At 40.8% G+C, this 16,218-nt stretch carries 19 protein-coding genes; 10 read left to right on the plus strand and 9 right to left on the minus strand.

What is annotated here, in order from left to right; translation table 11 throughout:
- Window positions 1-29: 29 nt before the first annotated feature.
- The 3 genes from rodA to AC1F2U_RS11125 form a co-directional block, all read right to left on the minus strand.
- Window positions 30-1,343: a rod shape-determining protein RodA gene (gene rodA, locus AC1F2U_RS11115; protein ID WP_480261183.1), complete on the minus strand. Its 1,314-nt coding sequence runs from the start codon at window positions 1,341-1,343 to the stop codon at window positions 30-32.
- A gap of 161 nt (window positions 1,344-1,504) precedes the next feature.
- On the minus strand, window positions 1,505-2,575 hold the full coding sequence (locus tag AC1F2U_RS11120) for an Mrp/NBP35 family ATP-binding protein (RefSeq protein WP_480261185.1): 1,071 nt from the start codon (window positions 2,573-2,575) through the stop codon (window positions 1,505-1,507).
- A 293-nt stretch (window positions 2,576-2,868) separates the two neighbouring features.
- Window positions 2,869-3,393, minus strand: coding sequence for an SRPBCC family protein (locus AC1F2U_RS11125; protein ID WP_480261186.1), 525 nt, complete (start codon window positions 3,391-3,393; stop codon window positions 2,869-2,871).
- Between the two features lie 445 nt (window positions 3,394-3,838).
- Here AC1F2U_RS11125 and hemF point away from each other — a divergent pair, with 445 nt between their 5' ends.
- Window positions 3,839-4,879, plus strand: a complete 1,041-nt coding sequence (hemF, locus tag AC1F2U_RS11130; RefSeq protein ID WP_480261187.1) for an oxygen-dependent coproporphyrinogen oxidase — start codon at window positions 3,839-3,841, stop codon at window positions 4,877-4,879.
- A 237-nt stretch (window positions 4,880-5,116) separates the two neighbouring features.
- A complete protein-coding gene (locus tag AC1F2U_RS11135) occupies window positions 5,117-5,485 on the plus strand; it encodes an STAS domain-containing protein (protein ID WP_094351701.1) in 369 nt (122 codons plus the stop codon).
- Between the two features lie 56 nt (window positions 5,486-5,541).
- Here AC1F2U_RS11135 and AC1F2U_RS11140 read toward each other — a convergent pair whose 3' ends face one another.
- Window positions 5,542-6,147, minus strand: coding sequence for a CpcT/CpeT family chromophore lyase (locus tag AC1F2U_RS11140; RefSeq protein ID WP_480261189.1), 606 nt, complete (start codon window positions 6,145-6,147; stop codon window positions 5,542-5,544).
- A gap of 209 nt (window positions 6,148-6,356) precedes the next feature.
- Here AC1F2U_RS11140 and psb29 point away from each other — a divergent pair, with 209 nt between their 5' ends.
- Window positions 6,357-7,064, plus strand: coding sequence for a photosystem II biogenesis protein Psp29 (gene psb29 / locus AC1F2U_RS11145; RefSeq protein WP_480261191.1), 708 nt, complete (start codon window positions 6,357-6,359; stop codon window positions 7,062-7,064).
- A gap of 75 nt (window positions 7,065-7,139) precedes the next feature.
- Here psb29 and AC1F2U_RS11150 read toward each other — a convergent pair whose 3' ends face one another.
- The 3 genes from AC1F2U_RS11150 to AC1F2U_RS11160 form a co-directional block, all read right to left on the minus strand.
- On the minus strand, window positions 7,140-7,502 hold the full coding sequence (locus AC1F2U_RS11150) for a phage holin family protein (protein WP_289798955.1): 363 nt from the start codon (window positions 7,500-7,502) through the stop codon (window positions 7,140-7,142).
- A gap of 372 nt (window positions 7,503-7,874) precedes the next feature.
- A complete protein-coding gene (locus AC1F2U_RS11155) occupies window positions 7,875-8,567 on the minus strand; it encodes an ExbD/TolR family protein (RefSeq protein WP_480261196.1) in 693 nt (230 codons plus the stop codon).
- Between the two features lie 42 nt (window positions 8,568-8,609).
- On the minus strand, window positions 8,610-9,338 hold the full coding sequence (locus tag AC1F2U_RS11160; RefSeq protein WP_480261198.1) for a MotA/TolQ/ExbB proton channel family protein: 729 nt from the start codon (window positions 9,336-9,338) through the stop codon (window positions 8,610-8,612).
- Window positions 9,339-9,736: 398 nt separating this feature from the next.
- Here AC1F2U_RS11160 and trmB point away from each other — a divergent pair, with 398 nt between their 5' ends.
- From trmB to AC1F2U_RS11190, 6 genes are all read left to right on the plus strand, one after another.
- Complete coding sequence (gene trmB, locus AC1F2U_RS11165) at window positions 9,737-10,384, plus strand: tRNA (guanosine(46)-N7)-methyltransferase TrmB (RefSeq protein ID WP_480261199.1); 648 nt, start codon at window positions 9,737-9,739, stop codon at window positions 10,382-10,384.
- A 434-nt stretch (window positions 10,385-10,818) separates the two neighbouring features.
- The gene (locus AC1F2U_RS11170) at window positions 10,819-11,133 is read left to right on the plus strand and encodes a class IIb bacteriocin, lactobin A/cerein 7B family (RefSeq protein WP_480261200.1); all 315 of its coding nucleotides are present in this window, start codon (window positions 10,819-10,821) and stop codon (window positions 11,131-11,133) included.
- Between the two features lie 127 nt (window positions 11,134-11,260).
- Window positions 11,261-11,698, plus strand: a complete 438-nt coding sequence (locus AC1F2U_RS11175; RefSeq protein ID WP_480261201.1) for a nitrogen fixation protein — start codon at window positions 11,261-11,263, stop codon at window positions 11,696-11,698.
- Window positions 11,699-11,740: 42 nt separating this feature from the next.
- The gene (locus AC1F2U_RS11180; protein ID WP_480261202.1) at window positions 11,741-11,962 is read left to right on the plus strand and encodes a hypothetical protein; all 222 of its coding nucleotides are present in this window, start codon (window positions 11,741-11,743) and stop codon (window positions 11,960-11,962) included.
- A gap of 176 nt (window positions 11,963-12,138) precedes the next feature.
- On the plus strand, window positions 12,139-13,299 hold the full coding sequence (locus AC1F2U_RS11185) for a phosphotransferase (protein WP_480261203.1): 1,161 nt from the start codon (window positions 12,139-12,141) through the stop codon (window positions 13,297-13,299).
- Between the two features lie 29 nt (window positions 13,300-13,328).
- Complete coding sequence (locus AC1F2U_RS11190; RefSeq protein WP_480261204.1) at window positions 13,329-14,429, plus strand: T3SS effector HopA1 family protein; 1,101 nt, start codon at window positions 13,329-13,331, stop codon at window positions 14,427-14,429.
- Between the two features lie 5 nt (window positions 14,430-14,434).
- Here the strand turns inward: AC1F2U_RS11190 and AC1F2U_RS11195 are convergent, their stop codons facing one another.
- Entirely contained in the window at window positions 14,435-14,584 is a 150-nt protein-coding gene (locus AC1F2U_RS11195) for a hypothetical protein (protein WP_480261205.1), read from the minus strand.
- Window positions 14,585-15,123: 539 nt separating this feature from the next.
- Here AC1F2U_RS11195 and AC1F2U_RS11200 point away from each other — a divergent pair.
- Window positions 15,124-15,309, plus strand: a complete 186-nt coding sequence (locus AC1F2U_RS11200) for a hypothetical protein (RefSeq protein ID WP_480261206.1) — start codon at window positions 15,124-15,126, stop codon at window positions 15,307-15,309.
- A gap of 125 nt (window positions 15,310-15,434) precedes the next feature.
- Here the strand turns inward: AC1F2U_RS11200 and AC1F2U_RS11205 are convergent, their stop codons facing one another.
- Entirely contained in the window at window positions 15,435-16,169 is a 735-nt protein-coding gene (locus AC1F2U_RS11205) for a peptidylprolyl isomerase (RefSeq protein ID WP_480261207.1), read from the minus strand.
- Between the last annotated feature and the right edge of the window lie 49 nt (window positions 16,170-16,218).

Genomic DNA, 16,218 nt, shown 5'->3' on the forward strand with positions numbered 1-16,218 from the left:
AGGACAAAGGACAAATGACTAATGACGAATCAATAATACTTCTGTCTTTGTCGAAAATTTGCTACCGATTCTACTATTCCCAAGGAAATGAAGTTGGTCAGCATCGCAGAACGTCCATAACTCATCCAAGGTAGGGGAATTCCTGCCACAGGTGCTAAACCAACAGTCATACCAATGTTGACAATCAGCTGAAACACAATCATGGACAAAACGCCAATAGCCAATAAGGAACCAAAGTTGTCTTTGGCGGTTTGGGCAATATGTAGTAGGCGCAAGCAAATTAAGCAGAAAACAAATAGCACTAACAAACAACCGACAAAACCAAATTCTTCTCCCACTGCGGAGAAAATAAAGTCTGTATGCTGTTCTGGGACAAAATTCAGTTGCGTCATGGGCCCCTTGAACAGACCCCATCCCCAGATTTCACCAGCACCAATAGCAATGCGAGATTGGATTAAGTGATATCCAGCACCAAGTGGATCGTGATCGGGATTCATGAATACAGTTAGTCGGTCTTTTTGATACTCTTTCAAAACATGGTTCCAGGCGAAGACTCCTAATTCGCCACCCAGTATATTTAGAGTCCACGCACCGATAGCACCTAAGCCAAATCGACGCCAAGGAAGAGTTTGCCAGCCCACAATAGCCATTGCAACTGACCAAATTAATCCTAATGGGCCAAAAGATAGTTCTTTGAACAAAACTATTGGCGCTGTTAAAGGCCAAGATATACTAAACAAAATTGCGGCAACCACCGGAGAAATCATCAGAATTAACCAGCCTGGGTTAGCATTTGCCCAGTAAAGCATTCCCAAGACGATCGCACCAAATACCAGTGATGTTGCTAAATCTGGCTGTAAAAATACTAGTCCCCAAGGTATAGCAGTGATTGCCAGAACGCGGAAAACACCTTCGAGGCTTGAAGCAGTCCGCCTATGGAGCAAGGCTGCTAATGTGATAATCATGCCGACTTTGGCAAATTCTGAGGGTTGCACGTTAAAGCCGGCGACACTAATCCACCGTTGTGCCCCTTTGGCGCTAGTACCAGCAATCATCACGGCTATTAAACTGAAGTTCGTCAGTGTGTATGTTACCCAGTGCCACTGCATCAAGAGTTCGTAACGGATGCGAGATAAAAATAGCGCTATAAGGACGCCGATACCCGCTACCATCCAGTGCCACCACCAGTCAGTTACTGGCTGCTTCAGTTCCGTACTGAGAATCATCAGTCCGCCAAAAATACTGACAGCAATCGGCAAACAAAAAAGTAGCCAATCTACATGCTGCCAGGGCTTAACCCAAGACTTCCAGCGAATTTTGGGGAGCGATCGTTTTAACAACATTGTGCCAGTTTAGACTTTAGCTTTAATTGTTGGGGATTGGGGTTTGAGAATTAGTCAATAATCAATATTTATTCTTCCCCAACTTCTCTAATCCCTAACACCCAATTTCTAGTATTCCCAAGCTATAGCCCAGGAAGTAGATAGAAATATAAAATTTATAATTATGTCAGGGCAGCAACTGATACTTTACCAGCAATGGTAAGAGCGATCGCTGTTAATGCTTTTGCTGAAGCTGAATCTGGGTCGCCAACAACTATCGGTACACCGCTATCACCACCAACTCGCGTGGAAATTTCTAGCGGCACACACCCCAACAGTGGCACTCCCAATTCCGCAGCTGTTTTGGAGCCACCACCGGAACCAAAAATGTCATATTGCTTATCTGGTCGATCTGGAGGGATAAAATAGCTCATATTTTCCACGATCCCCAATACCGGAACATTCATTTGCTGGAACATCCGCAATCCCTTGCGAGAATCTAACAGAGCTACGTTTTGCGGTGTGGTGACAATTACTGCCCCTGCCATCGGCACTGCTTGCGTTAAAGTTAACTGAGCATCTCCGGTTCCTGGTGGCATATCTACAATCAGATAATCCAGTTCACCCCATTCAACTTGATAGAGAAACTGGCGAATTACCCCATTGAGCATAGGCCCACGCCAAATTACTGGTTGATCTCGGTCAATCAAAAAGCCCATTGAAACTAATTTGACGCCGTGATTAAAAGCAGGTTCCAGGATTTCACCTGTTTCAGTCGAACGCACAGTAATTTGAGCATCAGACAAACCCAGCATGGTAGGGTCATTGGGCCCGTAAATATCAGCATCTAGCAAGCCCACTTTCGCTCCAGTTTGGGCTAGAGCCACTGCTACATTCACTGCAACCGTACTTTTACCAACGCCACCTTTACCGCTAGAAACAGCAATGATATTTTTGACTCCAGAAATGCCAGTGCGATCGGGTAAACTTTTTTGTTGCGGTGTTTCTGCCGTTACTTCTATGCTGACATCTGTAACGCCTGGAAGTTTTTTGACAGCTTTCTGACAGTCTTCGACAATAAATTCACGTAAAGGACAGGCAGGAGTGGTTAACACTAAAGTGAAACTAACCTTACCACCATCAATTTTTACGTTGCGAATCATATTCAGTTCTACCAGACTTTTGCGGAGTTCTGGGTCTTCCACTGGTCGCAAAATTTCTAAGACAGAGCGGGAATCGAGGACATCGTACATAAGAATTCAAAATTCAAAATGAATAAATACACTTGTGGGGAACATCTTAGCTATTAACTGGATGCCTTCTTAAGTAAGGTCAGCTTAGTGTTATCACTGTTACTGCCGTGATAAAACTTAGCAAATAGCATTATTACCTAATAGAATTTTAACTTTCTTTGGGCATTGGGCATTGAAAAGAAACAGAGGGGCAGCCTGCTGCTCTTGCCGAGGGGGAAACTCTTCTTTCTTCCTCCCGTTCGGCTACGCTCACGGCAAGCCTGCTCCCCTGCTTCTTGCTGAATCCCCACTACCTAAAAATCAAAACAACTGTCATTAAGGGATTTTTTATTACCAGATACCGCTGGTAATGCCGTCTTTTCTACTGCCTCAACTAAAGATCGTGCAACGCGGTCTGCATAAGGACGAGATAAAGACCAAATCAAGGGCGATAACCAACCCCGTAACGTTACAGAATAAGATAAACAAGTACCACAAACCGTTGACTCTACTTGGTAAGTTACCCGTTCCTCTATTCCAGGAATCGCCATCACTCGGATACTCAGCAGCTCTCTGGGATTGACGCGTTCCACAAAAATTCTGATGGGAATCGGCGAAAAGCGTGTTACAGCTTGAAAAATTAATCCTGGTTTGGGTACTAATCCGTGGGGAACATTAGTACTCTTAAGTTGCGGATGCCAGGAAACATCTGTTAAGTCAACCACTTTTTGCCACAGTTCATCTACAGAAGCAGAACTAATCTCTCGATACGTCCACACCAGAGAAGCGCAAAACCGACGACGTTTGCGGTGGATGAATTTGGATAACCAACCTTGCATTTTCCTAATCCTCCTCCCTAGATACTTTCTGGTAACTCTGGTATGGTGTACAACTATGCTCAACTGCTAAATTAAAACTTTCTCAAAAATGCCCTAAACATAGCAAGCCTCGATTTGGTACAGACCCTAACAGCCGACATCAGCAATATGGCAAAAAAGTTCTGAGTAGACCAATCAAATCCTTGATACTTCAAGCTTAAGACTAAAATTTAGTCTTTATACCAGAATATTCCAATTAAGAATTTCAAAAAAAACTAATTCAATATACAAGCCTATACGCATTTGAGGGAAAATAACTCTAGTGATGCCCATCAATCGTATAAATGCTTAACCCAGTAAGAAAAAAGCGGGTTGGGCAAATAGAGCTAGATTGTTGGTGCGTGTTTCCCCCAAATAATGAAAAATTTGTGGCTTTCTGGAAATTGTAATTTAGGTTCGGGAATCTATGTTGACCAACTCGCAAATACCAACTGTAGAAGCAGAATCATCCAAGTCTTTGCCAGCAGATAACGCTCAGACTAGGGTCAGTCAGTTTATGAAACAACTGCAAGACGAAATTACCGAATCATTGGCAAAACTAGATGGTGTAGCTAAGTTTAATGAAGATAGTTGGGAACGCCCAGAAGGAGGAGGAGGGCGATCGCGCGTACTGCGAGAAGGTGCAATATTTGAACAAGCAGGTGTAAACTTTTCTGAAGTTCAGGGTTCCCATTTGCCACCCTCAATTTTAGCTCAACGCCCGGAAGCCGCAGGGCATGGCTTTTATGCCACAGGCACTTCAATGGTATTACATCCTCGCAATCCTTATGTGCCCACAGTTCATCTCAATTATCGCTACTTTGAAGCAGGACCTGTGTGGTGGTTTGGTGGCGGTCTTGACTTGACACCTTATTACCCGTTTGCTGAAGATGCGGCACATTTACACAAAACATTAAAGCAGGCTTGTGACCAACACCATCCAGAGTATTACCCGGTGTTTAAGCGTTGGTGTGATGAATATTTCTACCTCAAGCATCGTGATGAAACACGGGGTGTCGGTGGTCTATTTTTTGATTACCAAGATGGCCAGGGTGCTTTATATCGCGGCCCAAATCCCAATGGGGAAGCGGCCATTTATAGCAACCAAGTAGGAACACCAGCAACCCGCAATTGGGAAGATTTGTTTGGCTTTGTACAAAGCTGTGGCAGAGCATTTTTACCAGCCTACGTACCAATTCTAGAACGGCGACATGGGATGGAGTATGGCGATCGCCAACGTAATTTTCAACTCTACCGCCGGGGACGTTATGTAGAATTCAACTTGGTTTATGACCGAGGTACTATTTTTGGTCTGCAAACCAACGGACGCACCGAATCAATTCTCATGTCCCTACCTCCTCTAGTGCGCTGGGAATACGGCTATCAACCCGAACCCAATTCCCCTGAAGCCGAGTTGTATGAAACTTTCCTTAAACCTCAAGATTGGATCAACTGGACAGCCAAATAGTGCTGAGTGCTGAGTGAGGAGTTATGATAATTATCCCGATCTTCCCCGACTTCCTCATCTCACTCATCTGCCTCATCTCTCCCACTCCCCACTAATTTGGTGAGTTATAACTACTAAAGTTAAGCACTTAGCCGAAAAAGGTGACAAATTTAGCTATAGCTTGTTAATCTCAAGTGACAGCATTAGAAAATTCTGTCACTAGTTAATCTTAAAAGGAATGCCACGGGGAGGGCTTAAGTGATTCATATAGACCAAAAAACTTATACAACCCAAGACGGAAACACTGTTATCGTCTTGACACCATCAGGCCGTCTGGATATCACCACGGCTTGGCAATTTCGCCTGAAGTTACAAGAGTGTATTTCCAAACTCAGTCGCCATGTAGTTGTAAATTTGGCTCAGGTAAATTTTATTGATAGTTCTGGTCTTACATCTTTGGTAGCTGGAATGCGTGATGCTGATAAAGTCAAAGGCAGTTTCCGCATCTGCAATGTACACCCAGAAGCCAAACTCGTGTTTGAAGTGACGATGATGGATACTGTTTTTGAAATCTTTGAAACAGAAGAGGAAGCTTTAGAAGGCGTACCTCGTAGCATTGCCAGCTAAAAAATAGTTAGAAGTTAAGAGTGAGGAGTTAATTCATAACTCAAAAACTCATAACTTTATCTTATTGAATACTGATTCCGCTTGGTGTAGCGATAAGACCCCATAATCGCTCCCCAGGTTGCTTTTCCAGTTGCGGGATCAATTCCTTTGTCGTAGCTGTGAAATTCTGTCGCTGTAGCTGCAAAACCTAAAGAAACATGGATGCTATTGCCAAGATAAGTAAAGCTACAACGACTCTCTGGTAGTGGGGTAGCGGTAAAATTATAGCGATCGCCAGCTAGTTTCTCCTGAGTAACTGTTAGGATACAACCTGGTAGTAAATCTAATTGTTCGGATGTCAGTGTGTTTAGTAGAGCAGGGTTATTACCTGCGCCTTTTAATGCACCTGGATCTTGAGGCATATAATATTGAACTTCCACAGTTGCGTCAGAGTCGCTGCTTTGACGCAACCGGATAATTCGCTGGCGATAAGGTTGATCTAAGGTAATAACGTTAGCCTGTTCGGCAAATAAGGTGATGCTATCTTCTGCGAACAGATTAACTGGTCTTTGCCACAGGCACAGGTGGACATACCAAACTGGTTCTGCTATGGCTTGTTCCCGATTATCAAATTCACCAGCTAGGTACTCACCTAAAGCAATTAACTGTGGCGAGAAGTTCATAAGTACAATAAATAAATCATTAAGGATAATAATTTTCGGCTAGTTTTTTAGGAGAAAAGGCCTTATTTCCTGTAGCTACTAGCTTATAAAATACTTTTGATGTGTATATATTGTAGATGAAACCGTCACCCGCTAAAAGCTCAACTTGGCAAAGTAGCCTTTAAGCGAGAAAATAAAGATACGTCGCCCTTAACATTTCTTTTTTCTTTGTGAATAACGTCCGTACAGTCTCTGATACAAAGCGAACTTTCTACAATCTTCATACCCGTCCGATCAACACTATTTATCGTCGGGTAGTAGAAGAATTGATGGTGGAAATGCATCTGCTGTCAGTAAATATCGATTTTAGCTACAATCCAATTTATGCCTTGGGTGTCGTCACTACTTTTGACCGCTTCATGGAAGGCTATCAACCAGAACGGGATCGAGAATCAATTTTTAACGCCTTATGTCAGGCTATAGAAACAGATCCGCAACAATATCGACAGGATGCCCAAAGATTGCAAGCTGTAGCTAAAGGTTTGCCAGTTAAAGATTTAATTGGGTGGCTGGGCCAAACTACTTACTTAGATAGAGATACTGACTTGCAAGCACAACTGCAAGCGATCGCCAATAATCCTAACTTTAAATACAACCGTTTGTTCGCAATTGGTGTATTTTCGTTATTAGAACAGTCAGATCCCGGATTAGTCAAAGATGAAAAGCAACTCACTGAGGCGCTAAAAGCGATCGCTGCTGGCTTGCACCTCTCCGATGACAAACTCAACAAGGATTTGGAGTTATACCGTTCTAACCTAGACAAAATGGCGCAAGCGCTAGTGGTGATGGCAGATATACTCTCAGCCGATCGCAAAAAACGCGAGCAACGTAAACAACAATCAACTACCCCAGCTGCTCCCCCAAGTTCCAACGAATAGTTAGAATTTGGTAGTGATGAGTTAGGAGTTATGAGTGAGGAATTGTTAATAACTCCTAACTCCTAACTCTTAGCTTTAAACGCCCAAGATTTTGTAGATTAAGCTGTTAATTATAGTCAGCGTAAATGCCCCAATAACAGCACTCCAAATCCCGTAACGCAAGCGAAAGCCTTCTACTAACCAAGCAGCAATACTAAAACAAACCACGGCAATCATAAATGTGAAAATGCCGGATAATAAGTCCAAAGTGAGTAGATTTGGTACTGCAAAAATGAGGCTTAAAATCGGTCTGACTATTGCCGTTACGATACCAAGAACTGCGGCAGAAAGAAACGCTTTACCAGGAGTATCAATTTCAACTCCCAAAGGCAACTTACTAATTATCAACAAGCTGATAGCGGTTACGACCCAAACAATTAAAAGCGTCACGATGTTCATGCCACAACCCCTGATACTAATTAGTAATTCGTAATTCGTAATTCGTAGTTCGTAATTAGGACACACTGAAGCACGCTTGATACAAGCGCTTTTCAATCTGTTAACCTATTTGGACATCCTTCCCAATTTGGTATGAAATGTGGATGGTAATTGGTGATTATGTTCCTCAATCTATAGGTGGAAAAATCTTTAAAGCTCAACCAATTATTTGTAAATTAGCAGCTTTTTTTCTTTAGCCGAGATTTATTCTAGATATCTTTAGGTTTGGTAAAAGGCTTGAAGGGGGAATTGGGAATGATGAGTGGGGGACAAGGAGACAAAGAGACAAAAAGAATAACCTATGCCCCATCCCCAATTCCCCATTCCCCTATTTCATCTTTTAAGAGGAGGTTGGGTTTGTTTGGGTGCTACAGGCGCTTGAGGCGCTGGTGAGTTAGGAACTACGGGAGAAATACCAGGATTGATAGGACTGATGCCTTGCCCAGATGGAGGCTGAGTGATGCTAGGAAAGGGTACAGAATTGGGTGCTAAGGGGAATTTTGGGGTAAGATTCCCTTCGGGGTTGATTCCTGGTACTGCACCAGTTCCAGGATTGATTGGGAAAGAGGGGACAGTAGGCTGGTTAGGCGAGTTTATGGATGGTTGAGATGGGCCAGGAATAATTCCCAAAGAAACGCGATCGCCGCCTACTTGTCGTAGCAAGTCCAATGTCTCAATCACATCATTGTAAGTTGCGGTACGCGAAGCATTCAGCACGACAACGGCATTAGGGTTTGCTTGCAGATACTGTTTTAAACTCTGTCTCAAATCTTCCTGTTTTACAGGCTGTTTTTCTATGTAAGTATTGCCCACAGCATCGATGGTTACAATCACACTTCCACTCTGTGATGTTATTCCAGAGACTGTACTGGGGCTGGCTTTAGGCAAATCAACATTTATTGCCTGTTGCCGTGTAAATTGTAAAGCCGCTAATAAAAAAAATGTCAGGATACAAAAAACGACATCAATTAAAGGGATGATTTGAATTTGGACTTCTTCAATTGGAGTATGTAGATTAACTTTCATGTCTCACTCTCAAACCTGGTTTGGGGGTTGAATTATTGACTATTAATTAGGTGTATTCGGGGGTTCAGGAGGTTCAGAAACTCTAGTCTTTCCTGGCTTGCGGGGTGGAGTGAAATTTTCTGCCACAATTGCTGATGTCCTATTGCTAAAGTCAGGAGGAGACTGGCGATAGAGTAATTCCATCTCATTCCCTGCCTTCCGAAAAACTTTGACTTGGTTGACTACAAAACTTTGAAATAGGCGGTAAAATACCAAACTAATGATGGCAACTATTAACCCACTTGCCGTACTAATTAAGGATTCACCAATACCAGTAGTCACCCCAGCGGTAGATTCAGTTCCCAAATCGCCAATCCGAATTGAGCGCAGAGAGTGGATTAAACCCAAAACTGTACCTAACAATCCTAGCAACGGCGCTAGAGCAATCACGGCTTCTAAAAGTTTTTCGCCCCGCCGCATTCCAGCTAATTCGTCTTCTGCCGTAGCCTCTAGTGCTAGTCGAAAAGTTTCCGCATCAGTTTTCGTAAAACGTAGAGGGGCGTAGAGAAAGCGCCCGACAGGCTGATGGCTTGCAAGTCTTGCGATGTCCGCAGCTACTTCCCAATTATCCTGGGCAGCATCTAGGATGCGATCGACTATTTGCTTTTCCTGAGTCAAAATTCGCAACCAGAACCACATACGCTCGAAAATCACACTCAAAGCCAGAATCGACAGAATTAGCAAAGGCCACATAGCTGGCCCACCCTTATAAAACAAATCTAAAATATCCACTGTTAAAATTTCCTCCCTCCACGACTAAAGCAAATGTGTTAAGGCATTTTAATTCTAGAGATTAATGCAAAATGAGGGACTTCCAAAATATAAATTTCTCGAAAACCTAAAAAAACAGTTCAAGGATGACGTATTTGACTGAGACTGCTGTACTAACTTGCTGCTGGGTAAGCAATTGAATCATAGACCGATAATTTTTGGCATACTTTTGCTAGACTTCCTTGTAATACCAATTTGAAAAAAGAATGCAATACATAGATAAGACCCTACCCAACCCTCTACAAGGCTTTGGGGAGGGTGTGCGTCAGTAAGCGTGGGCATCTGGTCGCAAACGTTTTTTGAATTGATATAACCTGAAATTTCACCACAAGATATTGTCACATACAGGAGAATAAATTTTGGCAGCAGTCCGAGTCCGCCAGCATGTGAATCCACTTGGTAAAAAGTATCAAACACCAGCAAGTCCCCTTGACTGGGAGGAAATTTATGCAAAGCCAAATCAACCACTACATTTAGATATTGGCTGCGCTAAGGGACTGTTTTTGTTGAATATGTCTAAGATAGAACCCAACTGGAATTTTCTCGGTTTGGAAATTCGGGAACCGTTGGTGGTGGAGGCGAATAAGTTACGTTCTGAGTTGGCTTTAACAAACCTGCACTACTTGTTTTGCAATGTGAATAATTCACTGCGATCGCTTTTATCTTCCCTCCCTCCAGGAAGTTTACAACGCGTTACTATTCAATTTCCCGATCCTTGGTTTAAAACCCGCCACGCTAAACGTCGTGTAGTCCAACCAGAACTAGTAGCAGACTTAGCTAAGTATCTTGCGGTTGGGGGGTTGGTGTTTTTGCAATCAGATATGGAATTTGTGGCTGTGGAAATGCGCGATCGCTTTGCTGCTAACTCAGCTTTTCAGAAAGTTGGTGCAGGAGAATGGCTAGCCGAAAATCCGCTACCAGTCCCCACAGAACGGGAAATAGGCACGCAAAAAAAGGGTGAGCCTGTCTATCGAGCTTTGTTTGAAAGGGTGAAGATTACTGATTAGAGATGTTAGTAATACCCACTCTGCACCACAATTCCAAATTGCAAGTTTTGTTGATCAGCCTTGAAACGATTTACTCATATAGACTTAAGTCTTACTTTTTATATTGCCGTTAAACATTACCCATTATTTGGAAAAGCCTTTGGGACATAAATGTTTTATTAAAGGTTAAAAAATTAGTGAAATATTATTTGATTACTCGTGCAAAAGCTTAGTGCTAGAATAATTGATAAATACATAACCTTGATAAATAAATAGTTTTGACTAAAAGTGTTGATTTATTAATAAGGGACATAAAAGTTTTCTTTATGTCTATTCAAAATTTGCAAAGCATAATTAAATCATTTTGCTTATATCTAGAATATAGATAAGATTAGGTAATTACGGTACTTAGTTATTCAGCCTATATCTAGTTATATATTCTGAGGAAAAGCAAAATGGAAGGCAAAAAAAAGAATTCAGATAGTCAATTTGAAATTAACAATCTAATTGATAATGCTGTTAACAATGCAGTAGCACGACGGAATCTAAATCAGGATTCAGAAGATGCTTTGCTAACTCTGTCTGATGAAGAAATGGCAAACGTTGCAGGTGGTTTTGCAACAGTTGCAAGTGCTTCTCTTGTGAACAAATTGCCAACCATTGCAGGTGGCATTAGTTTGACGAGCTTTGCAGATGGCATTACTTTGAGAGAACCGATCACTTGTGGACTAATTGCACAAGGCCCGAACTTGAGCGCACAAGCCTTTTAAGTTGCTAGTAACTATTAAAGTCTTGGACATTTAATTTGCTTATTTAGGTTGATGGAGAGTAGTCCGACCTGAAACTATCTGTAAATCTCCATCAGCTTAAAAATACAATTCACTATAGGTTCAATTTATGGAAGACATCGCTACTGAAAAGACTACACTTTGCCCTAGTGCAAGACCAGAATGGCAGGACAGTGTTGTTTTCGGCGTCGTTGGTGGCACAGCCACAGAACCCCGCGTAGCTTATCTTAAGCATCCCCAACCTGTCACAGATAAACTAATAGCAAAGGCTAGTCCAGTAACACCGACTGAAATTTTTCGGACGGCTGCACCCTGTGCAACTAAGGGTTGTCAACATTTTGATGGCAAAGATTGTCGTCTGGCAATGCGAGTTGTAGAAAATTTGCCGACGGTAGTAGAAGAACTACCACCTTGTTCGATACGCCGAGATTGCCGATGGTGGGAACAGGAAGGCAAGGCAGCTTGTATGCGTTGTCCACAAGTTATTACAGATAATTACAATCCCTCTGAATTACTACTTAAAGTGGCGACACCGACTGTTAGTTAAGCAAAGCTACAAAGTTTATTGAAGTAATTTAAGGAGAATATCATGTCAATGAACATTCATCACAAACATCTCACAAGTCAAATTGAAATTACAAACTTAATTGAAGAAGCCGTTGTAAATGCATCTGCAAGACGAAAACAAGTTTTAGAACAAAACTTGCTCTCAGAATTGTCTGAAGAAGAACAGAAAAACATTACGGGTAGTGGAGTAGCGACAGATGTGAGAGATGCGATAATTTTATTAGGCGGCTATTTACTCGGTTAGTACTGCTGCGCGTAATTTGTAATTTATATACCGCAGAGATTTGATTAATTTCGAATAGATGGTTTATTGATGTTGTGCGGTAGTAGTTTCAAAAATACTTGCAAAAACAGGTTGTGGTAGTAACTTAACTACCACAATTTTCTCTACATCAGAATTAGTTGATAAATTTTAAATTTATGGTATTTCTTTTAAACTCTCATAATGTTGTCGATTATTTAGTTGAACAGAGATTATGTAATCAGTCAGAACAAGCACCGATTAAGGTAGAATCAGTTGCAGCTAAAAACTTCAATTTATTAGTTAATTTACCAAATGATAGAAAGCTCCTTGTTAAACAAGAACGACACAATCAAGAAGGGAAAGCGGCTGGTGAATTTTTAACTGAGTGGCAAATTCAAGAGTTGTTACAACGATTTCCAAACCTTGGTAACTACCGCTCATTTTTACCAGAGGTACTGCATTTTGATGTCGAAAATTCTATTATTGTCTTCAGATATCTGGATGATTATAGAGATTTAATGGATTTCTACACCAAGGAAAATAGCTTTCCTACAGAAATCGCTACGGTAATTGGTAATATTTTAGGGACTGTGCATCGTGATACTTTTAAGCGCCAAGAATATCAGGAATTCTTGTCTCAAAATTCAGATAATTTAATGGTTGAGCAAGTATCACATTTAGTTCAGAGATTAGAACGGATTGAACCAGAAATTTTTGGTCTAGTTCCTGGGGATGGGTTAAAGTTTTTTGCTCTATATCAACGTTATGATAGCTTGGGGCAGGCGATCGCAGAATTGGGTAATTCTGTAACGCCCTCTTGTCTCACCCACAATGATTTGAAACTAAATAATGTTCTCCTTTACAAAGATTGGCAGAATTCCAGTAATAATATTGTCCGGCTAATTGATTGGGAACGCTCGACTTGGGGAGATCCAGCTTTTGATTTGGGAACAGTTATTGGCAGCTATCTACAAATCTGGCTGAGTAGCTTGATTATGAGTAATTCTTTAAGTATTGAAGAGTCTTTACGTTTGGCAATAACACCTTTAGAACTACTTCAGCCTTCAATTGGTGCATTAACCCAAGCTTATTTAAACACTTTTCCAGAAATTCTAGAATATCGCCCTGATTTCTTGCAACGGGTAGTCCAATTTACAGGTTTTGCTTTGATTCAACAGATTCAGGCGATGATTCAATATCAAAAATCTTTTGGCAATATGGGGATTGCTATGCTTCAGGTTGCTAAGACGTTATTAAGCCGTCCTGTACAATCGATGCCAACAATTTTTGGTGATGCTGCTGTTGAATTAACTCACCTGAGTAGTTCTGCTGTTTAAATCATTTTGTCATTACTAAAGTAGTCATTATGCAATTATTAAATTCTCCCCAAACTCAGCTAGAAATTGGTTTAACTGGGCAATTACTGGATATTCTGCAAGATATTGTTCGGAAAATTGAGATAAAATCTGATTTCTCCATCCACCATCCAGATTACAAACCTTTGGAATTACCATCTGAGGCAGTAGAACGTTTTCAGAAGATGCCAACCCAGATGCAACAGAAATATCTGAGTTTGCAATTGCGGAGTTTTCTTTACGGTATCTATTACAACGGTTCTATGCAAAGTACATTGGCACTAGATAACGAGAAAAATGTATTGCCCCTAGATTTGGAGAATAATACTGTTTTAGGGGTGGATGTGGGGTTTTATAAACGATTGCATGAAAGTAATTTTGGAGAGGGCTACTTTGACCCTGGTTGGTCTATTTTGAGAGAAGAACGCGATCGCACTTTAGCCGTGACTAAAGGCGGTTTGAGACTGCATATTGAACGCAATAAGCATCTTCAACCTACTGAAGTGGCAGCTATGGTAGGTGATTCTGTAGCTATTCGGATGCCTAAGAATCTAGTACAAAATGGCTTTTACATGGCCGTTGGTAATGCAGGCTTCAGCCGTATTAAAGATGTGAAAACTCAGCCTGTAACTGTACGAATTTATATCAATGTAACTCCTGAAGGTGCTGTTGCAGTTATGCAAAGTTTAACACAAGGAGTGAATGAGTTGGCAATTCCTTTCAGTTTCAAGGTTTTGTATAACCCCAAAGAATACCAACGCTACGATTCAGGGGTACTATACTTTGACAAGAGAGACTATGAAGTTATTAAGCAAGTTTTAAAAACTATTTATCAAGAACACCAATTGCATTTTAAGTCAGAAATTCCTTTATTTACCAAACAACTAGCATTAGGGTTGGGGTTGGCAGAAGAACCAGATCAAAAATTTGCTATTCAAGAAAGTTTTGGTATGAATCGCTGTCAGATTGTGGCGAATGGGTTACTGGAAGCTTGGCAGCAAGGAAATGACTCGCCAGAGGCAAGAATGCAGAATATCCTTGGGCAATTTTATTGTTTGGGGATTGACTTGCAGCGCCCTTATCTCAATGCTAATTCAGAGGATATTTATTAGTAATTCTATTGATTAAGTAGGATTGTTTCTTTGGTATTAGGAACTGCGATCGCATCACGTAGCCAGTTGAGCTTTGCTTCTTGTTCTGGGGTAATGTTAAAGTTCTGTCGCTTGGTTTCTACCGTTTCTGGATTAGATGATATCGGTGTAGTCATCTCATTACTAGGAATCAGCTTGGTAAGTACAATATGAGTATATCAGACTCATAACGTTGACACAATTGATGCGATCGCATTTTTGGCTATGGAAACCGATCGCGCAGTTTGCAGGACGTCTCACCTGAGTTCGACAGTTCATAGCAGATAGCATGGGGTTTGCTTCTACCATCAGAATGAAATAGCTCTAAATTTTTATCGTTCAGTCCAAGAATCCTCTTGGACTGATTTTTTATTGGCTTTTCTAATTTGTAGAAAATAAGTAAGCAGTGAAAAATGAAAAAGGTCATAAATATTTTATATATGTCATTAAAACTTAGGTATTTATTCCAAATAAATATAATATTTGTATTTACAGCAAAATAACGCAATGAACTTGAGAAAAAACAAACCTATAATTGCATTATTTATGGACTATTTGTTAGTAATATAAACATTGAAATTCTAGATTAAATAGCACATTATATTAATGGGAAAGAAAACTTAAAAGTCTAATTCCAACTAAAACAACTTTAACTTTACTTAGGAGTAATTTCACAATGGCTAACATCTTAATCTCTGAACTACGTCCTGCTGGTGCTGAATTGTTCTATGGTTCTGAAAGCTTTATGAATGATTTGACCGATAGCGAACTGGATATCACTAAAGGTGGTATGACTCCCGTTTTTACTGCTGGTGTCATAGTTGGTTTCACAATTGGGTTGGCTGTTAGCGCTGTTCTTTAACGGTTTATTTGCGCCGACCTACTAAAAAAATTAAAACGTTTGTAGTAGCGCTACTTTGGCAGAACCCAGTCTGCGTCTATAATGCTAAAAGCGCTACTACAAACATCAAAGCAATTTATGTGTAATTAGGTTGACTTACTTATTTCAGACTGTTCAATTTGTTGGTTAAGCCACTGAGTGAATAAGTTTAAAATGATATTTGTGCGGAGTTTTTCATTTAGGTCTGGTTGAATTAGTTCCTCTACTAAAATCAGATGTATTCCCTTAGCAGTCACAATTGGTTTAATAACCTGAAGTGGTTTAGCAGTAAAAACAGCAGCAGAAATCTCTGGTTTTAAATCCTTGCGGCGCACTATCCCCAAATATCCACCTTTGCGACGCAATTCTACATCCTGAATATATTTGTGAGCAACATCATAGAAACTGATCTCACCTTCCTTAATAGCATAAAAGAGTTCTAGGGCTAAATCTTCATCATCCAGAACAACTTCATACATCGCCACGCCAACATAATTTAGTTGGTGTTCAAAAAAATAGGGTTCAACCTGATCAGCCAAAAGGTGGCTAGCTAACTTACCAGAGATGAAACTGATGTAAGCGATTTCTTCAAAATCATCTATAGACAAACCATGTTTCTCTAACCATTTCAAGGTATCATCAGCACTATCGAGTTTATTAGCTAACCGTATTTGATCTGCTGCTTTCTGAAGTTCCTCAACCTCTACTTTTATCCCAGCTTGTTCAGCAGCCGCTATAATCACCTTGCGGGTAACAATCTGCTCAACTATCTCAGGAATTTTACAAGATATCTTAACTTGGTGAAGAATGTCTTCGTTAGTAATGGTGATAGATGTTGACATGATATTTATCCTAAATTTGGTTAGCAAAATTAAACATGAGAACATGACT

The sequence above is a fragment of the Nostoc sp. LEGE 12454 genome, from assembly GCF_056620565.1.

Coding starts and splice junctions, on each gene's coding strand:
- rodA (WP_480261183.1), bottom strand. CDS start 1,343: ATGTTGTTAAAACGATCGCTCCCCAAAATTCGCTGGAAGTCTTGGGTT.
- AC1F2U_RS11120 (WP_480261185.1), bottom strand. CDS start 2,575: ATGTACGATGTCCTCGATTCCCGCTCTGTCTTAGAAATTTTGCGACCA.
- AC1F2U_RS11125 (WP_480261186.1), bottom strand. CDS start 3,393: ATGCAAGGTTGGTTATCCAAATTCATCCACCGCAAACGTCGTCGGTTT.
- hemF (WP_480261187.1), top strand. CDS start 3,839: ATGTTGACCAACTCGCAAATACCAACTGTAGAAGCAGAATCATCCAAG.
- AC1F2U_RS11140 (WP_480261189.1), bottom strand. CDS start 6,147: ATGAACTTCTCGCCACAGTTAATTGCTTTAGGTGAGTACCTAGCTGGT.
- AC1F2U_RS11150 (WP_289798955.1), bottom strand. CDS start 7,502: ATGAACATCGTGACGCTTTTAATTGTTTGGGTCGTAACCGCTATCAGC.
- AC1F2U_RS11155 (WP_480261196.1), bottom strand. CDS start 8,567: ATGAAAGTTAATCTACATACTCCAATTGAAGAAGTCCAAATTCAAATC.
- AC1F2U_RS11170 (WP_480261200.1), top strand. CDS start 10,819: ATGGAAGGCAAAAAAAAGAATTCAGATAGTCAATTTGAAATTAACAAT.
- AC1F2U_RS11175 (WP_480261201.1), top strand. CDS start 11,261: ATGGAAGACATCGCTACTGAAAAGACTACACTTTGCCCTAGTGCAAGA.
- AC1F2U_RS11180 (WP_480261202.1), top strand. CDS start 11,741: ATGTCAATGAACATTCATCACAAACATCTCACAAGTCAAATTGAAATT.
- AC1F2U_RS11185 (WP_480261203.1), top strand. CDS start 12,139: ATGGTATTTCTTTTAAACTCTCATAATGTTGTCGATTATTTAGTTGAA.
- AC1F2U_RS11190 (WP_480261204.1), top strand. CDS start 13,329: ATGCAATTATTAAATTCTCCCCAAACTCAGCTAGAAATTGGTTTAACT.
- AC1F2U_RS11195 (WP_480261205.1), bottom strand. CDS start 14,584: ATGACTACACCGATATCATCTAATCCAGAAACGGTAGAAACCAAGCGA.
- AC1F2U_RS11200 (WP_480261206.1), top strand. CDS start 15,124: ATGGCTAACATCTTAATCTCTGAACTACGTCCTGCTGGTGCTGAATTG.
- AC1F2U_RS11205 (WP_480261207.1), bottom strand. CDS start 16,169: ATGTCAACATCTATCACCATTACTAACGAAGACATTCTTCACCAAGTT.